At 39.0% G+C, this 23493-nt stretch carries 14 protein-coding genes; 6 read left to right on the forward strand and 8 right to left on the reverse strand.

The features are described from left to right. Positions 1-336 precede the first annotated feature (336 nt). From C9J42_RS07650 to pepN, 3 genes are all read right to left on the reverse strand, one after another. Positions 337-5160: an NAD-glutamate dehydrogenase gene (locus tag C9J42_RS07650; protein WP_107246661.1), complete on the reverse strand. Its 4824-nt coding sequence runs from the start codon at positions 5158-5160 to the stop codon at positions 337-339. A gap of 112 nt (positions 5161-5272) precedes the next feature. Beyond that, complete coding sequence (locus C9J42_RS07655; protein WP_107301851.1) at positions 5273-5497, reverse strand: DUF2835 domain-containing protein; 225 nt, start codon at positions 5495-5497, stop codon at positions 5273-5275. A gap of 126 nt (positions 5498-5623) precedes the next feature. Beyond that, the gene (gene pepN / locus C9J42_RS07660) at positions 5624-8248 is read right to left on the reverse strand and encodes an aminopeptidase N (protein WP_107246662.1); all 2625 of its coding nucleotides are present in this window, start codon (positions 8246-8248) and stop codon (positions 5624-5626) included. 673 nt (positions 8249-8921) lie between these two features. On the opposite strand from pepN, the gene pncB reads away from it, so the two are divergent. Further along, positions 8922-10121, forward strand: coding sequence for a nicotinate phosphoribosyltransferase (gene pncB, locus C9J42_RS07665; protein ID WP_107301852.1), 1200 nt, complete (start codon positions 8922-8924; stop codon positions 10119-10121). Positions 10122-10274: 153 nt separating this feature from the next. On the opposite strand, the gene C9J42_RS07670 is transcribed toward pncB, so the two are convergent. From C9J42_RS07670 to C9J42_RS07685, 4 genes are all read right to left on the reverse strand, one after another. Continuing rightward, positions 10275-10940 carry a lipocalin family protein gene (locus tag C9J42_RS07670; protein ID WP_107301853.1) on the reverse strand — a complete coding sequence of 222 codons (666 nt, stop codon included), beginning with the start codon at positions 10938-10940 and terminating at the stop codon, positions 10275-10277. A gap of 200 nt (positions 10941-11140) precedes the next feature. After that, positions 11141-13144 carry a carboxy terminal-processing peptidase gene (gene prc / locus C9J42_RS07675; protein WP_107301854.1) on the reverse strand — a complete coding sequence of 668 codons (2004 nt, stop codon included), beginning with the start codon at positions 13142-13144 and terminating at the stop codon, positions 11141-11143. 18 nt (positions 13145-13162) lie between these two features. Beyond that, complete coding sequence (gene proQ, locus C9J42_RS07680) at positions 13163-13795, reverse strand: RNA chaperone ProQ (RefSeq protein ID WP_107208140.1); 633 nt, start codon at positions 13793-13795, stop codon at positions 13163-13165. A gap of 109 nt (positions 13796-13904) precedes the next feature. After that, entirely contained in the window at positions 13905-14363 is a 459-nt protein-coding gene (locus C9J42_RS07685; protein WP_107208139.1) for a GAF domain-containing protein, read from the reverse strand. 84 nt (positions 14364-14447) lie between these two features. On the opposite strand from C9J42_RS07685, the gene C9J42_RS07690 reads away from it, so the two are divergent. From C9J42_RS07690 to rsmF, 4 genes are all read left to right on the forward strand, one after another. Further along, a complete protein-coding gene (locus tag C9J42_RS07690; protein WP_107208138.1) occupies positions 14448-16280 on the forward strand; it encodes an ABC transporter ATP-binding protein in 1833 nt (610 codons plus the stop codon). Between the two features lie 117 nt (positions 16281-16397). Beyond that, the gene (locus C9J42_RS07695) at positions 16398-17594 is read left to right on the forward strand and encodes a paraquat-inducible protein A (protein ID WP_107208137.1); all 1197 of its coding nucleotides are present in this window, start codon (positions 16398-16400) and stop codon (positions 17592-17594) included. Beyond that, positions 17575-20202 carry an MlaD family protein gene (locus tag C9J42_RS07700; RefSeq protein WP_107246665.1) on the forward strand — a complete coding sequence of 876 codons (2628 nt, stop codon included), beginning with the start codon at positions 17575-17577 and terminating at the stop codon, positions 20200-20202. The genes C9J42_RS07695 and C9J42_RS07700 overlap by 20 nt, the downstream gene beginning before the upstream one ends. A gap of 149 nt (positions 20203-20351) precedes the next feature. Next, positions 20352-21782: a 16S rRNA (cytosine(1407)-C(5))-methyltransferase RsmF gene (gene rsmF, locus C9J42_RS07705; protein ID WP_107301855.1), complete on the forward strand. Its 1431-nt coding sequence runs from the start codon at positions 20352-20354 to the stop codon at positions 21780-21782. Positions 21783-22139: 357 nt separating this feature from the next. Here the strand turns inward: rsmF and C9J42_RS07710 are convergent, their stop codons facing one another. After that, on the reverse strand, positions 22140-22448 hold the full coding sequence (locus tag C9J42_RS07710) for a DUF496 family protein (protein ID WP_105060198.1): 309 nt from the start codon (positions 22446-22448) through the stop codon (positions 22140-22142). Positions 22449-22966: 518 nt separating this feature from the next. Between C9J42_RS07710 and C9J42_RS07715 the strand changes: the two genes are divergently transcribed. After that, positions 22967-23176, forward strand: coding sequence for a cold-shock protein (locus C9J42_RS07715; RefSeq protein WP_005367915.1), 210 nt, complete (start codon positions 22967-22969; stop codon positions 23174-23176). Positions 23177-23493: the final 317 nt, after the last annotated feature.

The raw sequence follows: 23493 nt of genomic DNA on the forward strand, positions 1-23493 counted from the left end.
TGTAACTCCAAAATAAGTCCCGAATAAACGGGATGGTATTATTCACAGTTATTCTGTTAACTTCAATCGTTATTTTTTTGATTATTGTCAATAAAACAGTAACTTAGAAATTAAACCTTTGTTTAACAATAAGTTATAGTTTCGTGGTTTCACAATTTATTACACATAAAAGCAATCGTTTTCTTTTTAGTTGTGAAAAAAGTAACGTATTATTTTTATAACCTTATTGTTAACACTTAAATAGTGACAATGTAACATAAAAACATTGGAGAAAGTTACATTGTCACTGTATATGTTACACCGTAGCTTATTAGGCGGTGACTATAAGTACACTGACTACTGTATCGGCCTTGAGTTGAGATTTAGAATGGTTAATTCACGTAAAGCGACAGAGAACTTTGCAAACTCATGCGCATTACCGACTTTAAATTCAGCCAGTACACTCTCCCATCGATCAACCGCTTTTTTATGTTGTTCCATCCATAGTGATATACTTTCTTCTGGCTTAGCAGTACTTGTCATTATAACCGCTGTTGTTAATTGTCTTTGTTGCCAATCTAGATCTTCACGAAATGAAGCTCTTGCTAATGCTTGCCAATTATTCTCAACAGCTTGGTTTTGAATTTGCTTTAAGAACCAATGAAGTGATAGTTGCGCTCCTAGTACAAAGTACACTCTTGCAATATGCGATATGTTAACGTCCATTTCTTTTGCAATTTGCGCTATATCCATGGCTGAATATAAACTGGTTAAGCGTGAAATGTTTTTGGCCAACCGCTCAGGTACCCCTTTGCGGATCATTTCATTCGCTTGCTCTTCATGCTCTACCACTTCTTCAGTTACAAGGTAACTATCTAATTCATTCCGTAACTGCTCAACAAAGGGTTGATAGAACACTATTTGTTGTTCTATACCTAACTTGTGCTCTCTATTGCGTAGGAACCATCGTGTGACCCGACGCAACATACGCCTTGAACGATAAAGCATGTCATATTGCGTTTGTGCTGAAACTTGATTGTCTAATGCTCTAATTTCACTAAAAATCTGGTCAAACTTAAAGATCTCACGCCCTATTGAGTAAGAGGCTGAAATTTCATTTATCGTTGCCCCCGTTTCTTCTTGCAGCCGAGTAACAAAATTGCATCCCATTTCATTCGACATCAAATTAGCTAATGATGTTGCGATTAATTCACGTCGTAATGGATGATTTTCCATTTGTGATCTGTAGTTATCTTGTAAAAATTGGGGGAAGTAAGCAGGTAAAAGACGGGAATGATAAGGATCACTGGCTATATCGTGATTAACGAGTTTTTCTTTTAACACCATTTTACCGTAAGCCACCAGCACAGCAATTTCTGGTCGTGTTAAGCCAATCCCTGCCTTTTCACGCTCTACTAATGTTTCATCATCAGGTAGACATTCCAGGCTTCGATCCAATTTGCCCTGTCGTTCCAGTAAATGAATAAACCGCGTTTGTTCCTTTAATAGTTGTACTTGCTGTTGCTCTGTTACTGAAATAGATTCACTTTGGCGATAGGCATCATCTAATACAATGTCAGCAACCTCATCTTCCATCTTTTCTAAAATACTATTACGCTGTTTAAATGTCAGCTCATCAGCGGTCACTAGGCTATTGAGTAAAATTTTGATGTTCACTTCATTATCTGAGCAATCAACCCCACCAACATTATCGATAAAATCGGTATTCACTCGACCACCAGCTTTCGCAAATTCAACTCGACCTAACTGGGTTAAGCCTAAGTTTCCCCCTTCACCTACAATTTTTGCTGCAAGTTGAGAACCATTAACCCTAACAGCATCATTGGTGCGATCACCAACATCGGTGTGAGTCTCTTTAGTCGATTTTATGTATGTTCCTATACCACCATTCCACAATAAATCGACCTGCATTTGTAATATAAGATGTATCAACTCATTAGGTGTGCAACTTTGCTTACGCGTTTGCAGTAAAGTTTGCACAATAGGTACAAGCTTAATCGCTTTACTTTTACGTGAAAATATCGCCCCACCTTCAGATAAAACTTCACGATCATAATCTTCCCAACTCGATCGTTTAAGTTCAAAAAGACGTTTGCGTTCTAACCAACTTGCGGCAGGATCCGGATCTGGATCAATAAAGATATGCTGATGATTAAAGGCCGCTAATAAACGAATATGTTTTGATAACAACATCCCGTTACCAAACACATCACCCGCCATATCACCAATGCCGACACAGCTAAAATCTGTTGTTTGGCAATCTATACCTATCTCTCTAAAATGCCGCTTAACTGACTCCCAAGCCCCTTTCGCTGTTATTCCCATTTGTTTATGGTCATAACCATTAGATCCGCCAGAAGCAAAGGCATCACCTAGCCAAAAATCATAATCAGCAGCCAATGAATTGGCGATATCTGAAAATGTTGCCGTGCCTTTATCCGCCGCAACCACTAAATAAGGATCATCTTCATCATGACAAACGACATTTGCTGGTGGATACCGTTTACCCTCTAAGATATTGTCTGTTACATCAAGCAGCCCACAGATAAAACGTTGATAACAATGTAATCCCTCTGCTGCTATCTCTTCACGTGTTGTTAATTGAGGCTGCCGTTTGCAAATAAAGCCACCTTTCGCACCAACAGGCACAATTACCGTATTTTTAACCTGTTGTGCTTTGACTAGTCCTAATATTTCTGTGCGGTAATCTTCTTGCCTGTCTGACCAACGTAAGCCACCACGCGCAACTTTTCCCCCGCGCAAATGGACACCTTCCACATCGGGGGCATAAACAAATATCTCGTAACGAGGAATTGGAGCTGGAATTTCAGGGATAGATGATGGATTGAGTTTGAGTGATAGCCATGCTTTTGGCTTACCGGTATCTGTTTTTTGATAAAAGTTCGTTCTGAGGGTTGCTAAGATCATATCCATATAACGACGAATGATCCTGTCGTCATCTAAACTCTCGACATTCTCTAATCGCTCTACGATCTTTTTGATCAATAACTGTTCTGCTTTCTCACTATATTTCGCTTTGGGATCAAAGCGTAATTTAAACAACGACACCAAATAACAAGCTAGCTGACAATGATTAGACAGTGTCTCTTCTATATACTGCTGGCTAAATGGAAAGCCAACTTGTCGCATATAACGAGCATAACTGCGCAATATGGTAATTTCTCTACCAGACAAACCAGAACGCAGCACTAAACGGTTAAAACCATCACTTTCAAGCTCTCCATGCCAAATATCAGAAAAAGCATTTTGAAAACGATCTCTTGCTTCTGATAGGTCAAATCCATTTCTAACATGATGTAACATCGCAAAATCTAAGATCCAATTAACGACACCATCCGCAGTGATCACTTGATATGGTGATTCACCAATGACCCGCAAACCTAGATTTTCAAGCATTGGCATAACATCAGATAAATGAATCGGTTCATTACGGTGAAAAAGCTTCAATTTTACAATCGATGAGTCTGCTGATTCCTCTTGTGGTCGATAAAATAACATGCCTAATTTATTATCTTCATTCAGCCCTTCTAGCTGTAAAACATCTGCTACTGCAGAGCCAGGTAGCATTTGCTCTTTATAAGATCGAGGAAAAGCACGCGCATAATTTTTGGCAATTGGGATCCCTTTGCTTTCGCCAAAGTTAGCCACTAACGACTGGGTTAAACGATCTTCCCACGAGGCAACAGCGACAACTAAATTATGCTCTATCGATTTAACATCCACATCGAAATTATTGTTCTTTACCCTAACGATGTAGTGCGTACGAGCTAATGGACTCACAGAAAAAAAGGTTGTGAACTCAACAGTTTGTGATGAACCAAGATAGTCTTTTAAAACACTTTGGATCTTACGCCTAAGCTCCGTGTCATAACGCTCTTTGGCAACATAGACCATGCAGGAAAAAAAACGCCCAAAAGGATCCCGTCTTACAAACAATCGCAGCATGTCACGATCTTGCATTCGTACTACGCCTACTCCCACCTCAAGCATTTCCTCTTCTTTTGCTTGAATAAGTTCATCTCTGGGATAAGTTTCTAATACATTATTGAGCGCTTTCCAAGAATGCGAGCCTTCCGAATACCCACTGGCGTTGAGTATTCGTTTTACCCGATTACGGATCAATGGAATGTTCATTGCTGTTTGATGGTAAGCCGTCGACGCATATAGACCAATAAAGCGATGTTCACCAATGACATTACCTTTACTGTCAAATCGTTTAATACCGATATAATCAATGTAAGCGGGACGATGAATACGAGATTTAGCATTACTTTTGGTGAGAATAAGCAGATCGGGCTTTTGCGCTTCAATACGCGCTGATTCAGGTAAACTGGATAAATTAAGTGGCCGTGCATGGCGCGGCTTTTTAAGTAGACCAAGCCCGGCCTCTTGCGTTGGTCTCAATTGATAATCACCTTTTATCGGCTTTAGGTCGTAACAGTGATAACCCATAAAGGTAAAATTATGATTGGCAACCCAATCAAGAAATTCAATCGCTTCCTCGCAGTATTGATTTTCAACAGGTAATTTTTCTGTTCTTAGACCTTTGATAATTTGATGCATTTTATCTTGCATCCATTGCCAATCATTCACCACTAATTCAATGTCTTTAAGCACCGCTTCAAGTTCATCTCGCAATATCGCCATTTGATCATTTTTTGTAAGACGATCTACTTCAATATGAAAAAGTGTCTGTAGATCCCCCTTATCACCGCACGCCTTAACGATGTTATTTTTTTTGTCGCGCTCAAAATAATAAGGACCATTCAGCATTAAATGGCTAGTAATATCTAATCGATTTAACGTCATACGTACAGAATCAACCAAAAAGGGTTTATCTGGCATAACAATCTCAACCACGGTGTGGGTAGATTTCCAGCCATGGCGACTTAATGTGGGGTTATACACACGAACGGATATTTGTTGCGGATTATTTTTAACCAGATGATGCCATAGGCTCAGCACAGCACCATATAAATCAGATTCGTTACGTTGTAATAAATCATCTTCAGCCAATTGATTTAATAGGCTTTTAGCAAACACATCAACTAAAGGTTGCTGGGTGTTATCAACTTTGGATTTTATTAAGCCATATACTTTTTCAAGTAATACAGGAACCACATTGTCTGGTGCATTCATAAGAAAATCCCATAACTTTTACTACCTTAGGTAAGTATAGGTATGCAATTTTCTGTCCGAGTTTCAAATAAAATACATGATAACAATTTAGCTATGATAAGAGATGTAAACACTAATCAGACAATTTAGTTAATGTAGTCAGTTTATTATTATCATCGACAGCAACTTGAAAACGCCCTCGTACACCCATTTGCGTTAAATACGGACGTAAACGCACAGCGGGCAATTGAAGTTTTAATCCATTCTCTGTCACCACAACAGCACTACTTGCTGCACCAAAATAGTGTTGTAAGAAAACTTGATAACTAATATTTACTCGAAAAGTAAAGCTTCGCATAATCCCTTTTATCTCGTTATTCGTTCAATAGCCCAATATAGAAAAAGCCAAGTCCCCATTACACACTCCCTCATAGAAAGTGTTTAGTAATAAGGTACTTGGCTCTATTATTTAGCGAATTATGATTTATTGTTCAAGCGCTTTATGCACTTTCTCAAACAGATCTTTTGCTAAGTTATCTAATGCCGCTAACTTCTCAAGCTCGCTACGCATTAATTGCTGACGTGTTTCATCGTATTGGCGATACTTTAAGAACGGCTCAATTAATCGTGAAGCTACTTGTGGATTACTGGTATTTAATGCCGTTAGGATTTCAGTTAAGAACGCATAACCAGAACCATCTTTCGCATGGAAATGCACTGGGTTATTGGCACAGAAACTCGCCACTAAACTGCGCGTGCGGTTAGGGTTTTTCAAGCTAAACGCTGCGTGACTCATAGTATTACGCACATTTTCTAACGCATTATCAGCAGGATTTGTGCCTTGTAGCATGAACCACTTATCCATAACCAAGCCATCGTGAGTCCACTTATCACTAAAGTCTGACATTTGTACTGCGCGACAAGCTAATTGCGCATTATTTGCAGCAGACATAGCAGCCATCGTATCAGTCATGTTGTCAGCAGCTGCATATTGTGCAATCACTAAATCATTACCTAGCGCTGTATGCGCTAGATAAGATAAACACTTGTTACGCAATGCGCGTTTAGCCATAGCATCATGATCAAGACTGTATTCGCCTTGCGCTAAGCTACGATAAATCGCGAGTAATTCATCTTCCATTTCTGTCGCTAAAATTTGAGTTAACGCACCAACAACCTTATTGATTGCATCAACATCAACTTGCTTGTACCAGCCTGCGATTTCATTCTCGCTTGGCAGTGTTAGCATTTCAGCAATAAATGCAGGATCAAGATTTTCATCCAATAATGCGCCACGGAAAGCATCAATAACCGCTTCAGGTAATTGAACTGACTCACCAGCTTGAACAGCTGCCACATTGTTACGAATGTATTTCGCCAATAGCATTTGCCCAGCATCCCAGCGTGCAAACTCGTTACGCGCGTGGATCATCAAGAAGATCAACTCTTGATCTGAGTAATCATATTTTAAGATCACAGGTGCAGAGAATTCACGCAGCATCGACATCACAGGCTGTTCCGCAACATTCTCAAATACGAAAGTTTGCTCTGCTTCTTTTACATCTAACACGTTGTGAACAGGCATACCATTTGATTGAAGTGCAATAACCTCACCTTTGCTATCATATAGTTCGATATCAAACGGAATGTGAAGTGGTAGCTTTTCTTCTTGCCCTGCTGTTGGAGCTGTGTGCTGCTTTATAGTGACGTTGTAACACTTAGTATCTGCATCATATGACGTATCAACTGTAACAACTGGCGTTCCTGCTTGGCTATACCAACGACGGAAGCGAGACAGATCAATACCTGATGCATCTTCCATTGCTTGAACAAAATCATCACAAGTTGCAGCAGTACCATCATGGCGATCAAAGTACAGCTTCATACCTGCTTGGAAATTTGCTTCACCTAGCAAGGTATGCATCATACGGATCACTTCGCTACCCTTTTCATACACTGTTAATGTATAGAAGTTATTCATCTCAATCACTTTTTCAGGACGAATTGGGTGCGACATTGGACCACGATCTTCAGCAAACTGTGGACCACGTACAATACGAACATTGGCAATGCGATTTACTGGACGAGAGCCAAGATCTGATGAGAATTCTTGATCACGGAATACAGTTAAACCTTCTTTTAAGCTTAATTGGAACCAATCACGACAAGTAACACGGTTACCTGTCCAGTTATGGAAGTATTCATGACCGATCACAGCTTCAATACCTTGGTAATCAGTATCCGTTGCTGTTTTAGGGTTTGCGAGAACGAATTTAGAGTTAAAGACATTCAAGCCTTTGTTTTCCATGGCGCCCATGTTGAAGAAATCAACCGCCACAATCATGTAGATATCTAAATCATATTCAAGACCAAAACGCTCTTCATCCCACTTCATTGAGTTTTTCAATGAAGTCATGGCGTAATCTGCGCGATCAAGATTGCCTTTATCAACGAAGATTTCGAGCTCTACGTTACGACCACTCATTGTGGTGTAGTTATCACGTAAAACGTCAAAGTCACCTGCCACTAAAGCAAAGAGGTATGAAGGTTTTGGGAATGGGTCTTGCCATTGTACCCAGTGACGACCATTGTCTAAGTCACCTTCAGCAATACGGTTACCATTACTAAGTAAATAAGGGAATGCTGCTTTATCCGCAATGATCTTAGTTGTGAAACGAGCCAGTACATCTGGACGATCAAGATAATAAGTAATCCGACGGAAACCTTCTGCTTCACATTGAGTACAGAAACCGCCCCCCGACTTATACAGCCCTTCTAATGCAGTATTTGCTTCTGGATTAACGGTTGTAACGATCGTTAAATCAAATTGAGCAGGCAGATCTGATAAAGTTAAGTGGCTGCCTTCTTGAATATATGACGTCCATGTTTTGCCATTGACAGAAATACTCACAATGGCAAGTTCATCACCATCAAGTACAAGTTGGGCATCATCGTTATCACTAATACGAATAACCTTGCTTTGCGCTATCACCGTTGTATTGGTGTCATAAAGGTCAAACGTTAAATCGATATCTGTAATAGTGTAATCCGGTTGACGATAATCGGAACGATATTTAGCAGTAGGTTGTAAAAATGCCTGCTCTGTCATTATTATATTTCCTTTTATAAAGGCTCTACCAAACCTTGCATCAATAGACAGGTGTTAATAGAACGACAAACAATTTTCATAGTTTGATACTATAACGTTCAAACAAGAATTAATATCAAATATATCCGATAGTTTTATCTTTAACGGTCAATTTCTTAGTTTTCGCAATTAAACGATTAAAAATAAATCAAATTTCAATCGACATATCTAACCTCAGCCTTTTCTGGATATAAATTAATCAATTGTTCTATGTAAAGTACAATTTTTAAATAAAGAAATACTGTTTTACTCACTATTAATAATTATTATTTATCCAGGAAAAGTATGAGTAGTTAACTGCCAAACACTAGAAAACGTTTAAAACACTCAGTATTAATGAATAAACTCCCCGTCAAGCTATAGTTTATATATTGCTCGTAACGATAAGAGAATTAAAAACTCATAAATAATGCGTAAGCTATATATTTAGTAAGTAAACTTCATGAGTCTATAAAGCCTAATGAGAATGGTTATACTTGACGAACATTACATCTTAGTTCACAATCAGTCGTAACCTAAGGCATTAATAAATTCTATTTTTTATTTATCTTCAATAATATAACCCATTGAATAATAATAAAATCACGTTACAGATAGATTTATTATCACTTCTAATAAGTATCTACAGCCAGATATGAATAATAACCAACACAATATTGGGGTTATCAACTCCCTGCTTGATACTGATGCGTATAAATTGCATATGCAACAGGCAATTTTTCATCAATACCCAGACGTTGAAGCAGTGGCTGAATTCCACTGCCGAAGCGACGAAGATCTGCGCCCGTACTCTCAAGAGATCAAAGATCAAATCGCAAACATCGCATCGCTCTCTTTTGCTGACGATGAAATCAATTATCTATCAACATTAACTTTTTTCAGTGCTGACTATCTTAAGTATTTACGAAATTTTCAACTAAATGCAGATGATGTTTGTGTTGATGATTCTGGTGAACAACTATCTATTATCATTCGTGGTAAATGGTTGGATGTGATCTTATGGGAAGTTCCTCTTCTCGCAATTATTTGTGAAGTGCGCTGTGCACACTTATATCCAAATGCTACGCCCGAAGATGCCATTAAACAATTACAAGAAAAAATTTCACGCTTCTACCACAATGCACAAGATACAGATTTAAGTGAATTTTCGCTGGTAGATTTTGGCACTCGCCGCCGTTTTTCTAAAGCCGTTCATCATAAAGTTGTTGATTACTTAAAAGAAAACATGCCAGAGTTCAAAGGTACTTCGAACTACTATCTTGCATATACTCGTAATTTAACACCGGTTGGAACTCAAGCTCACGAATGGTTCCAAGGCCATCAGCAATTAGCCGGAGAGCTTGCTGATTCTCAACAATTAGCATTAAATCGTTGGCTACAAGAATACCCTAACGATTTAGGTATTGCGCTCACCGACTGTATCAATATGGATGCTTTCTTACGTGACTTTGATAAACGTTTATCTGAACGTTTCATTGGTTTACGCCATGATAGTGGTGATCCTATTTCTTGGGGTGAAAAAGCCATTGCACATTACAAATCATTAGGCATTGACCCAAAAACAAAATCACTGGTTTTTTCTGATAGCCTTACACTTGATAAAGCACTGAACATCTTTAAGCATTTCAACCACCAAATAAACGTAAGTTTTGGCATTGGCACACAGCTAACCTGTGATTTACCAAATGTAAAAACATTGAATGTTGTGTTGAAACTAACTGAATGCGAAGGTCGCCCTGTAGCAAAAATTTCAGACGAACCCGGTAAGAGCATCTGTCGGGATGAAGACTATTTAGATCAGCTTCGTACTGCATTTAATCTCGCTAACGAATAAAACTTCATCTATTTTCAAATTAGAAAGGCGAACAAGTTATCTTGTTCGCCTTTTTGTCTGCACATCATAACCAATGCTATATTTGTTAATATTATAAAAGTTATGGAATGACCTTCCCTTTCACCACTAGCATTGTCGCTACATTAATAAAAATTATTCTCGTTGTAATATCGCTTCCATTCCAAAATGAGTATTCGTTAACGTTAGCGTGTCATTGCTACTTAATTCAAATTCAGAATCGTGTTGCCCATCTTCATATAATAAAACCAGTTGGTTATCTTCAATATAATAAATACCACGATGCTCTTTTGATTTTCCTTGATCATTTGAGACTTCAGCAGAGAATAAAAAATCAGGGCGTAACGTGAGTGAAAGTTCAGAAATACTGTGGTCAACATCAGAACCTGATATCATTGAAGTTTTCCAATTACCTGGTAGATTTTCAGGGGCTAACTTAGTAAATCTTGCACCATCTAACACGAACTGATTATAACTAAGCATATAAGTATGCATTTGATCTTCTTCGCCTTCGGTGACAAAAGTAATATTGGTTTCGTCAATATCATACTCACCTGACCATTGTTCTATTTTTCCATCAATACGAAGTAAACGCATTGCAAATACATAGTCAGATTTAAACATCACATGCATTGCACGATAACTTTCACCTTCACTTTCTACACCGGCTTCTGTTGAGCTAAACCAATACCAATTACCTAATAAAAATGGATAGTCAAACTCCGTAATATCGTCGGCAATGATTGGGCGACTAAATGCGCTAAATAAGAATAACACGGTAATAAAGAATAGTTTTTTCATAGGCTTCCCCTGTTACTAGAACAAAGTGCATGTACTTTAAAACTAGTTGGTAAAGCTATTTTGCGATGAAAAATATGCGACAGATCACATTTAAATATGCGACAAGTCTTATTTATGAGATTATTACAGTAACAAAGAGAAATAAAAAAGCGCCCCATGAAGGGGCGCTTATTTGTGTGTTGCTGGATACTATCAGAAAATTACGATGATTTTATCTTGATTAAGTCAGCGGTAATACCAATGGCTTCATCCAAATATGCATCAGGTGCTTCATAATCTTTTGGTACTGCATCTAAATCAGCAAACGGTTTTTTACCGAGTACTTTTTGACGCTTATTTAAACGTACCAATCGATCAGCATCTTGTTTATCTTGCTCAGCTAAACGCATTTTTTCATTTAATGAAATTCTATTGATATCTTTTTCCTTTTTATAGGTTTTGATATCTTCATTAATGAAACCAAACTCCATATCATTCTTAATTCGTGCAAGGTGTTCTTCATTTAACTTAGGAAGAATTGACGAATAATTATGAAGTTGTTGATATTTAGCCGGTTTAATACTATCCCACGGTAATGCATTATCTTCTACACTTTCACCGGTTTCAGACGGATCAATTGCTGTTGGGAAAGAGATATCAGGCACAACACCTAAATTCTGAGTACTGCCACCATTAATACGGTAGAACTTTTGAATTGTATATTGTACATGACCCAGTGGCTTATCGAATAAATCATATAACTGGTTTAAAGAACGGTGCTGCTGCACAGTACCTTTACCAAATGATTGTTCACCAAGAACCACTGCTCGACCATAATCTTGCATTGCCGCAGCAAATATTTCAGATGCCGATGCACTATAACGGTTAATTAAAACAGTTAACGGCCCATTAAAGAAAACTTGATTATCTGAATCACTGTTTACTTTTACGCGACCATAACTATCACGAACTTGAACAACAGGCCCGCTTGAAATAAATAAACCACTTAATGCTGTCGCTTCAGTTAATGCACCACCGCCATTGTTACGAAGATCAATAACGACACCATCAACTTTCTGCTCGTTAAGCTTAACCAATTCTTTTTTGGTATCTTCAGATAAACCGACATAGAAACTTGGTACTTCAATCACACCAATTTTCTTGCCTTCAACAGTTTTCACTTCCGATTTAACGGCATGATCTTCTAGACGAATTTTGTCTCGAACAATAGTGACAGTGTAACTCTTGCTGTTCTTACCTTCTGGTAAAACATCAAGAATCACTTTACTGCCTTTCGGACCTTTGATTAATTGGACAACATCATCTAAACGCCAGCCAATAATATCTACAATTTTTTCGCCATCTTGACCAACACCAATGATACGGTCACCCGCAGCCAGCTTTTTAGAGCTCGCAGCTGGTCCACCGGCAACAAGGGATTGAATCGTCGTATAATCATCTTTCACTTGCAGCACTGCTCCAATCCCTTCCAAAGAAAGGTTCATTTCTGATTGGAACTGCTCAGCATTTCGAGGAGATAGATAACTAGTGTGAGGATCAACTTCACGCGAGAAAGCATTCATGTATAACTGGAATACATCTTCACTATGGGTTTGAGTTAAACGTTTAACGGCGTTGTTATAACGTTTACCTAGTGTTTCTTGTATTTCTTTCCAGTTTTTACCTGCCAGCTTTAAATTCAACGCATCGTATTTCACACGCTTACGCCAAATTTCATTTAACTCAGCTTGATTTTCTGGCCACTCAAGTTCAGAGCGATCAATAACAAAGTCTTCATCTTTATCGAATTTAATCTCTGTATCTAATTGCGAAATCGCAAACTGATAACGGTCAAAACGACGTTGAAGGACTTTATTAAAAATATCAAATGCACCCGATGTATCACCAGATTTCAATTGATCATCAAACTGATTTCGCCAGCGTTCAAATTGCTTTACATCAGAAGCTGTTAGAAAGCTTTTATTATAGTCGAGCATTTCGATATAACGATCGAAGACCTGACTAGAGAATTTATCATCAAGTGAAAAATGCTTGTAATGAGAGCGGGTAAAGCGTGACGCTACCCTCTTACTCGCAGTTGCGTGCTGCTGCTCTGGTGCAAGTTGCGGCAAATCACTTAATGAATACTTAGCCTCTAAGGCTTGCGCTGAAGCTGCCAGCATCATGCCGGCAGCAATCAGTGAGAAACGGAATCGACAATTCATGCGTCGCGCATTCTCCCTTTATGAACGCAGGTGCTCCGCTTTAACAGCCATTACTAAGCCGTTATTTAAGCGAACACGCACATCGTCCTTGTTAATTTCGACAATAGTTGCCGGCATGTTACCTGAGCCCATATTCACTTGTACGTTCTTACCAACAATAACTTCGTCAGCTTTTAGTACAGGTGTAGTCTCAACTGGCTTCTTATTAACTTTAGCCGTTTTTGGCTTAATGTTCTTAGGTTTAGCAGTTTTTGCGCGAGTTTTTTTCGCATCGCCTTCTTTAGCTGCTTTAGCGATAGCCTGCTCTTTACGACGAGTACGTACTTTTGCTTTGCTTTCTTCTAAGGCTTTAAGTGCGTGATCAACGTGTTCTTGCTCAAGTACATCACACTCATTTCCATCAAGATCAACACGACTTACACCAGCTTTAACGCCGTGAAGGTAACGCCAGGAAGATGTGTATTGACGTAATGCTGTACGTAGTTGAGTCTTACTGATTTTTGGATCATCACTTAAGCGCTCAGCAAGATCTTGAAAAATACCGATCTTAAGTGGTTTAGCTTCACCCTCAATAGTAAAACATTTTGGGAAACGCTCAGCAATATATGCAATAACTTCTTTACTGTTCGTTAACTTTTCAGAGTTTTCCATGGACTTTCCTGACATAAACGAGATTTGCTCGTTATTAGTGCTTTGTTCAAAAAGAAATAGTGGGGCTATTATAATTACCTAATAAGGAAAAACCACCGAAAGCATGAAATTAGAGTACTTTTTGTAGCTCTGTAACCAAAGAAACTAGACCTTGTTCATCATTTTGGTCAAATCTTGACAAATCTGGACTATCAATATCCAGTACACCTATACATTTTTCCCCTATATTTAATGGGATAACGATTTCAGATTGACTAACTGCGTCACAAGCAATGTGCCCAGGAAAGGCATGAACATCATCAACACGGATGACTCTGTTATCTTTTACTGCCGTACCGCATACCCCGTTACCGACAGGAATACGAACACAAGCAGGTTTTCCTTGAAATGGACCAAGTACGAGCTCATCATTTTTTAATAAATAAAAGCCAACCCAATTTATGTTCTCTAACTCCATATTCAACAACGCACTAATATTAGAGAGATTGGCAATGAGATCTGATTCACCTTCAACTATAGCTAAAGCTTGAAGTGTCAGACGGTTATAAAAAGAACCTGTATTTTCCATAGCATACGCCTTACATAATCGTTAAAATGGAAACACTTAACAATAATAGGAATCATTATCACTGTGAAGCATTCATTCCCCACTATGATTAATTGGTCTTGGCTTTTTATTCAAGCTAAAAAACATCGTCCCCGCCTTATCACCGCGAATATTATTGCTGTTATTGCCACCTTGATTAGCGTACCAATTCCATTACTTATGCCATTAATGGTCGATGAAGTATTACTCCATAAGCCAGCTGAAGGGATCCAATATTTAAACCACCTTCTTCCCGAACAATGGCAATCACCTACTGGCTATATCTTATTAGTGTTATTTTTAGTTGTCTTAATGCGTACCGTAAGCCAAGCATTGAACATTTTACAAAGCCGCCAATTCACGCTTGTATCAAAAGAGATCACCTTTAATTTACGTCAGCATTTATTGGATAAATTAGGGCGTATTAGCATGCGCCAATATGAAGAAAAAGGCAGTGGCGGCATTACTTCGCATCTTGTCACTGATGTTGAGACTATCGATAAGTTTGTCGGAGATACGTTAAGTCGTTTTATTATCGGCTTGCTCACCGTTGTTGGTACTGCTGGCGTTTTATTATGGTTAGATTGGCGACTCGGGCTATTTATTCTCATCATTAACCCTATTGTTGTTTACGCTTCAAAAATGATGGGTAACCGCGTTAAAAACCTCAAGCGTCAAGAAAATCAATCTTATGAAAAATTCCAACAACGTTTAGTCGAAGTATTAGATGGCATATACCAATTGCGCGCATCTAATCGTGAGCGTGAATTTTTAGCTCAACTAAAATCGCACGCAAATGATATACGCCACAGTGCTGATAAGTTTGCATGGCAATCAGAAGCGGCAGGACGCATCTCTTTCTTATTATTCTTGGCGGGTTTTGAAGTATTTCGCGCCGCTGCAATGTTAATGGTGCTTTTCAGTGGCTTATCTATCGGTGAAATGCTGGCTGTCTTTAGTTACTTATGGTTCATGCTTGGGCCTGTACAAGAGTTATTGGGGATTCAATTTTCTTGGTATAGTGCATCTGCGGCCATGCAGCGTTTAAATACGCTGTTAGATTTAGAAGAAGAAGTTCGCCCTACCGCTACCGTTTATCCCTTTAATCACAATGAAGCACTGGATATTAAAGTAAGAAATGTCCGTTTTTCTTATGACAACGATAAACAAGTGCTGCGAGGTTTAAATATTGATATCCCTGCAGGAAAACGTGTTGCTCTTGTAGGTGCATCAGGCGGCGGTAAATCAACCTTAATTCAATTACTGCTTGGCATTTACCAAAAGCAATCAGGTGATATTTTTATTAATGGTCACCCGATTGAGGCGGTCAGTTATGAATCTCTTCGCGAACGTATGGCTGTTGTGCTCCAGCAGCCCGTCTTATTCAACGATACATTACGCCATAACTTAACATTAGGTGGTGAATATACTGATGATGAACTCTGGAATGCATTAGACATTGCTCAACTTACAGACATGACAGAGCGGTTAACGCATGGCCTAGACACTGAAATTGGTCGACAAGGTATTCGTTTATCCGGTGGTCAGCGTCAACGTTTAGCGATTGCCCGTATGATCTTATCTAATCCTGACTTTGTCATTTTAGATGAAGCAACATCAGCGTTAGATACTTCAACAGAAGCTGCACTTCATAAAGCGCTGAATGGTTTTTTAAAAGATAAAACCACCTTAATTGTTGCCCACCGTTTATCTGCCGTTAAACAAGCTGATTTAATCTATGTCTTAGAAGATGGATTAGTCAGTCAATCAGGTACACATACTGAGTTAGTGAGTCAACATGGGTTATATCGAACACTTTACGGTTCAATTCAATCACCTAATAATGATGTTGAACAAACAGATCAACAACTTCCAGTAGCAAGAATCGGTACAAAATAATATAGTACCCATCCTTGACGCTCATGGGCTATCATTCACTATGTTTTTACAAACGTGTGAATTTTTATTTCGTGAGCGTTTTTATATCTCGCTCTTTTGCAAAGGAAACAACGTACTATGTCAACGGCCAGACGCTGCCCCGGTTGCAATTTACTCGTGCTCCCTGAGGTGGCTCAACAAGGACACAGTGCTTACTGTCCCCGTTGCCAAACACGTTTATATCGTGGGGGAACAGCAAGATTTAATGCAGAACTGGCGATTGCCGCAGCGGGTTTAATCCTTTTTATTCCAACCATTACTTTACCGTTAATCACAATACGATTATTCGGACAGATGATCCCTGCGACACTTCCATCTGGCGCCATCACACTTTCAGAAAATTTTCCGGGCGTTGCCGCATTAATCTTATTTTGTAGCGTTATTGCCCCGCTATTAGTCATAGGGGCGGTTTTTAGCGCCCAATTTTCCCTTAAATTTCGTCACTTTACTCTATTTAAAGCATCAACATGGGTTCTTCATCATTTAAAGCAATGGGTGATGCTCGATGTTTTTTTAGTTAGTCTCGCCATTGCTTGTTTTAAAGTCCAAGAAGTCGCAGAGATTAATATCGGTCTTGGGCTGTACTGTCTCATTACCTTACAGATATTATTTCTCGTGTTACTGACTCGTATCAGTGTTCGTCGTTATTGGGATGCATGGCAACCTGAAAATGAGCATATTAGTGATGACTTAGACACACTTTGTACGACATGTCATTTAACGCAAGAACACCTGACCCATTGCCGCCGCTGTAATAGTCCATTACACGATCGTATTCCACATTCTATTCAAAAAACATGGGCATATTTAATTTCAGCAAGTATTTTTATCTTGCCTGCTAACCTTTATCCCATTTCAATTTTCATGAATAACGGTAAGCGTATTGAAGATACTATCTTTTCAGGTGTTGCTGAACTCGTCAGAACGGGAATGACAGGTATCGCAGCAATCATCTTTATTGCCAGTATTGTTGTCCCTGTCGCGAAAATTCTAAGTTTGGCTTATATCCTTTTAGCCGTACAGTTCAAACGAAAAACACACCACCTATTACGTATGCGACTATTTCGTGCCGTACACTGGATAGGTAAATGGTCGGTAATGGATCTTTTTGTTATCGCCATCATGGTCACATTAATCGACCGTGGGCAAGTTCTTGATTTCACGCCGGGACCTGGGGCAATTGCCTTTGCCGTCGTGGTAGTATTAACAATGTTAGCAGCAGAAAGTTTAGATTCTCGCCTGATATGGGACAATTATGAACAACGATCCAAATAACGAACAACCCAAAAAGGTGAAAATTCGCCGTGATCGGGGGTTATCACCGCTGTGGCTGTTGCCGCTATTAGCATTAATACTTGCTGGTTGGTTACTGTATAAATCAGTTAACGAAGCCGGTGAACGTATTCAAATCCACTTTAACGATGCCGTGGGTTTAGTCGCTGGAAGAACGACTATTCGTTATCAAGGCCTTGAAGTGGGTATTGTACGTGATATCAGCCTATCAAAAGATCTTAAGAGTATTTACGTTACTGCCGACATTTATCCTGAAGCGGTAAACATTCTTCGTAAAAATACCCGATTCTGGCTAGTCAAACCTAAGGCATCTATAACGGGTATATCAGGCTTAGATACTCTTGTTTCTGGTAACTATATTGCGTTATTACCTGGTGATGGACCTGAAGCAACAAAATTTACGGCATTAGAAAACCAACCAGCAGATACCCCATTAGAAGATGGTTTAAAGCTGCAATTAAAAGCACCGAATCTTGGATCAATCAGTATTGGTTCGCAAATTTTCTATAAGAAGATCCCTGTCGGTGAGGTGTTCAATTACACCCTTAGTGATAACAAAAAAGAAGTGATTATTGATGCACTAATCAAACCTAAGTATGCCAACCTCGTTACAAATAAAAGCCGTTTCTGGAATGTCAGTGGCATGCGTGCTGATATCGGTTTCAACGGTGTTGATGTGCAGTTTGAAAGCCTGTCAGCACTAATTGCGGGTGCTATCGCATTTGATTCGCCAGATAAAGGTAAAGCCATTGAAGCAAATCACCAGTTTAAACTCTACCCCGATATCAATACAGCGGGTCGTGGTATTGCTATCACAATAACCTTGCCAGATAACAATGATATTAGCGATTCAGGTTCACCTATCATGTACCGGGGTTTGCAGATCGGTAAAATCACCGATGTAAGCCTTGATGAAAAAACCAATAAAATTATCGCACATGCTGCGATTGAACCTAGCATGCGTGAATACTTAAATAGCGGCTCTCGTTTATTACTCGAAGAAGCTGAAGTATCACTAAACGGTGTTAAAAATATCGGCAATCTGGTACGAGGCAATTTCTTACGTTTAATACCGGGTAAAGGCGAAACTTCACGTCAATTTACAGCTATTACCCGTGACACATTAGAAGAGCAACAACCCGGTGTAGCAACCTTCAAACTGTATGCTGATAAAAGTTTTGGTATTAAACGTGGCACCAAATTACGCTTTAAGGGATTAGATGTCGGGCGAATCACTAACGTTGAATTAACCGGTGAGCGTGTAAGCTTTGATGTCTTAGTTCAACCTGAGTACACCCATTTGATCAGAAGTGGTAGTCGATTCTTCGTTGATGGTGGTGTCGATGCCAGCATTTCGAGCAAAGGTATTGATGTTTCTATTCCGCCAGCCGATCAATTAATCAGCAGTGCGATTAGCTTCACTTCTATCGGTAGCAAAAAAATAAACAAAAGCTACACCCTATTTAAAAACCGAAGTCTTGCCGATCTTGCGGATGAAAAACTGAAAGGCTATAGCAGCATTAGTTTATTTGCTGAAAAGTTACCCCCCGTATCTGAAGGTAGTCCAGTACTTTACCGTAACTTACAAGTAGGTGAAGTGAGTGACTTTGCTTTGAAAGATAACGGTGTGAGCATTAAATTAAATATCGAGAAAAAATACCGTCATTTGATCACTAACCACACCGTATTCTGGAACCGTTCAGGTATCGAAGTAGAAGCAGGATTAAATGGTATTAAATTAGTGACCGATCCCCTATCAACGCTTATCAAAGGTGGGATTGCTTTTGATAACATGAAGCAAGTGACTAACCGTATCGGATCTAAATACAAGCTTTACCCAAGCTTAAGTTCAGCGCAACATTTTGGACAGCTGATAACTTTAACAGCCGATGATGCACGATCTGTCTCTAACAATACTGAGATCAAGTTCCAAGGCGTAACCATTGGTAAAATCATTAACATCGAACCAGATTTTCATACAAACAACGTGAAAATACAGGCCCGTTTATATCCGAAATACGCTCAAAAAATCGCAAAGTCAGATAGCTACTTTTGGGTGGTTAAACCAAAGATCAGCTTAAGTGGTAGTGAAAACTTGGATTCGTTGCTGAGCTCTTACATTGCTGTTCAACCTGGGAAAGGCTATTTTGCTGATACCTTTAAGCTTGGTTCGGCAGAGTTGTTTGATTCCCGCGTCACGATAGTATTAGAAAGTGAAGAGCGTGATTCGATTAGCGAAGGTACACCATTGCTCTACCGTGATATTCAAGTTGGACAAGTGGTTAACGTTTCACTCGGTGACTTAGCTGACCGTGTCATCATAAAAGCCCAACTTGAAAAGCAATACCGCCATTTAGTGCGAAAAAACACTGTATTTTGGAACACCTCAGGTGTGAATGTTGATATCGGTATTACAGGTGCCAACATAAAAGCAGGTACATTTGATAGCCTATTACGTGGCGGAATTGCCTTTGCAACCCCCGAAAAGCAACCACTTGAACCACAAGTTAAAGCAGGAACACACTTCTTACTACATAAAGAAGCAAACCCTAAATGGTTAGCATGGCGTACTGCAATTCCTGAGAGTTAACAGCTAAAATCAAACAAAATAAAGAGCACTTCGGTGCTCTTTTTTTATTCAGAAAAAACCTTTATTACGCTTTGTATTAGCAAAAACTGCAATTCATACCAATCTGTTATAAAATCAGCCTCATTAGCTAGTTAATAGAGATCCTTCCTTTGCATCCGAATATTCACATCCCTGACGCATTTATCGATTTAATCAAGCAAACTATGCCTGAGCATTTAGATATCGATGAATTTATTGCTTGTTGTAAAACACCCCTTCGTCGCAGCATTCGCGTCAATACACTTAAAATCAGTGTTGAGGATTTCTTAGCGCGTGTTGCAAATCGTGGTTGGACATTAACGCCTGTTCCTTGGTGTGATACTGGCTTTTGGATTGAACGAGAAGACGAAGATACTGTTTCTCTTGGTAATACCGCAGAGCACATGGCAGGACTTTTTTATATTCAAGAAGCCAGTTCGATGATGCCAGTAACCGCATTGCTTAAAGATAATGACGCATTAGACTGTGTATTAGATATGGCATCAGCGCCAGGTTCTAAAACCACCCAAATTGCATCTGCAATGCAAAACCGTGGTGCACTGGTTGCCAACGAGTTAGCCGCGAGCCGAATTAAAGTACTCCATTCAAACTTACAACGTTGTGGTGTTCACAATGCAGCACTGACCCATTTTGATGGCTGTGTATTTGGCACATGGGCACCAGAATCTTTTGATTCGATCTTATTGGATGCGCCATGTTCTGGTGAGGGTGCAATTCGTAAAGATGAAGATGCTATGGCTAATTGGAGCCTAGCTTCTATTGATGAAATTGCCGAAGTACAACGCAACCTTATTGTAAGTGCATTCCAAGCTCTGAAAACTGGCGGGGTTATGGTGTATTCAACATGCACATTAAACCAAAATGAAAACCAAGACGTTTGTCATTTCCTAAAAGAAAAATTTGGTGATGCTGTTCAATTTGAATCGCTAAGCGATCTGTTCGATGGTGCAGAAAAGTCACTCACAGAAGATGGCTTCCTACACGTTTACCCTCAGATCTTTGATAGCGAAGGTTTCTTTGTCGCACGTATTCGTAAGCTGGCACCTGTTGAAACCGATAGCGTAAAAAAGCGGATGGGGAAATTCCCGTTTGCTCAGCTCAAAGACAAAGAGCAACAAGAGATAGCCCAACAGTTAAAACAAGATTTAGATATTACCTTACCTGAGCAACATGATGTCTGGTTACGTGATAAAGAAGTTTGGCTTTTCCCTTCTCAGCTACGTACTTTAATTGGTGAAATCCGTTTCCAACGTATTGGTATTAAGCTCGCAGAACAACACAAGAAAGGCTATCGCTGGCAACATGAAGCGGTAATGACACTGGCAACAGGCAAAGAATCTATCGCTATTGAACTTAATGTTGAACAAGCTAAAGAGTGGTTCATGGGACGCGATATTCGCCCAGGAATACCAGCAGGCAAAGGTGAAGTGATTGTTACTTACCGTGATTACCCTATTGGTATTGGTAAATGGGTGAGCAACCGTATCAAAAATGGCTTACCTCGTGAATTAGTTCGTGATACTAACCTATTTGATATTTAAGGTAAAAATATCGTTAGCATCAAAAAGTATAGTTAATGATGACTTTATTAAATGCAATAACTGGAAAATAAACATTATTCAACTAACATTGAAAGTGTAATCATACTCCATTTACTAACCAGTTAGCGCAAGGCTCTTACGAGAGCCATTCCCCTAAGCCCGAAACAGGAATCGTTTCGGGCTATTTTTTGCCTTAAGTAATATTTCCAATCAGCGCTAAAACTTAAAAGCCCAGCGCTATAGATATTGTTATTACTTGCGATAGATATAAAAAAACCGAGCATTACGCTCGGTTTAATTTAACTAATATAAGCATGCTATGTCTTTTGCACAATCTCAACTTTCTAGTGCTGAGAATTAGTGTTTATGTGCAATTTCAGCTTTTTTCAGCTCTTTTACTGCTTTGCTTACTTCACGACGCTCTTTCGAAAGCTCTGCACTGATGATGATATGATCATCAACACGATCTTCGTAGTCACCTTTCATGTTTTCAACAATTTCAACGATTTGATCGTGGCTCATATCGGCCTTAATGTAATCCATCAAGTTCTCTAACAACTCAACACGCTTACGGTTATCACGAATTTTACGATCGTTGTCTAGGATTTCGCGTTTAAGTTTGTTTTTACGACGTGTTTGACGAACGAGTTCAAGGATGTTGTTCATGTGTAGTCCTTAGTCTGAAAATAAAACCTTGTGAAACTGATTTAATGCAAGGGATAGAAATAATGCACTTCCTAGTACATAACCGTCGAGTCTCAGTTTATTACTGAAATCGTTATATCAGAAAGTCATTCGTAAACTCAAGCAATACTCATGATTAAATGCTCAATGATGATTCTATGAGCATCAACTTATGTTTCTCGCTTAAATATCACACAAAAAGCTCAACAAATTTTTGATATATCACAATAAATACCCCTATTTTAATTAATAATTATGACAATTAGACAATATATGTAATCTGTAATAACAAAATGGTATCTTTTGTGAAATCCACCACAAAAAAAGCCTTCCTGTATTTGCAAATAGCATATCAGCACCTACTCTTGAAATAGACCAGTACTCGTTTACAACAATGCAATCTGGACAAGGATAGCTTCCTCGAAGTGTTCAAGCTCAAATAGCGTAGTAACCCGATATTGGCGACACAGTGTTTGATGTAAAGTTTATCAGGAGAAAACATGTCAAAAGCAACAGGTACCGTTAAGTGGTTTAACGAAGAGAAAGGTTTTGGTTTTATCACTCAGGATAACGGCGGTGCTGACGTATTTGTACACTTCCGTGCGATTACTGGCGATGGCTTCAAAACCCTAACTGAAGGACAAAAAGTTTCTTACGAAACAGAGCAAGGTCCTAAAGGTCTACAAGCTGCAAATGTTGAAAAAGCATAATTATTTGCTTATCTAACGTTACGTTAGTTCACATAGCACTTGATAAAAGGGTCGTCACGGCCCTTTTTTTATCCATAATTAATATTCCCACCCTACCGCCTCACATTCACAATCGACTGCATAAAAGTGATTTACCAGTTAAAAATGCAAGATTAGAGCACACTTATAGATATTGATAGACCTGTTATTATTAAAATTCCTAATAAGAATTAACCAGCCTGATTAATAAGACACCTATTTCATAATATTCTTTGCTTTTTTTTTGTAATGCGGCTCACATTATAACGCGATAAATAAGTAACTCACTTGCTCTTTAA

This window comes from Photobacterium sp. GB-56 (assembly GCF_003026105.1).
Lineage (GTDB): Bacteria > Pseudomonadota > Gammaproteobacteria > Enterobacterales > Vibrionaceae > Photobacterium.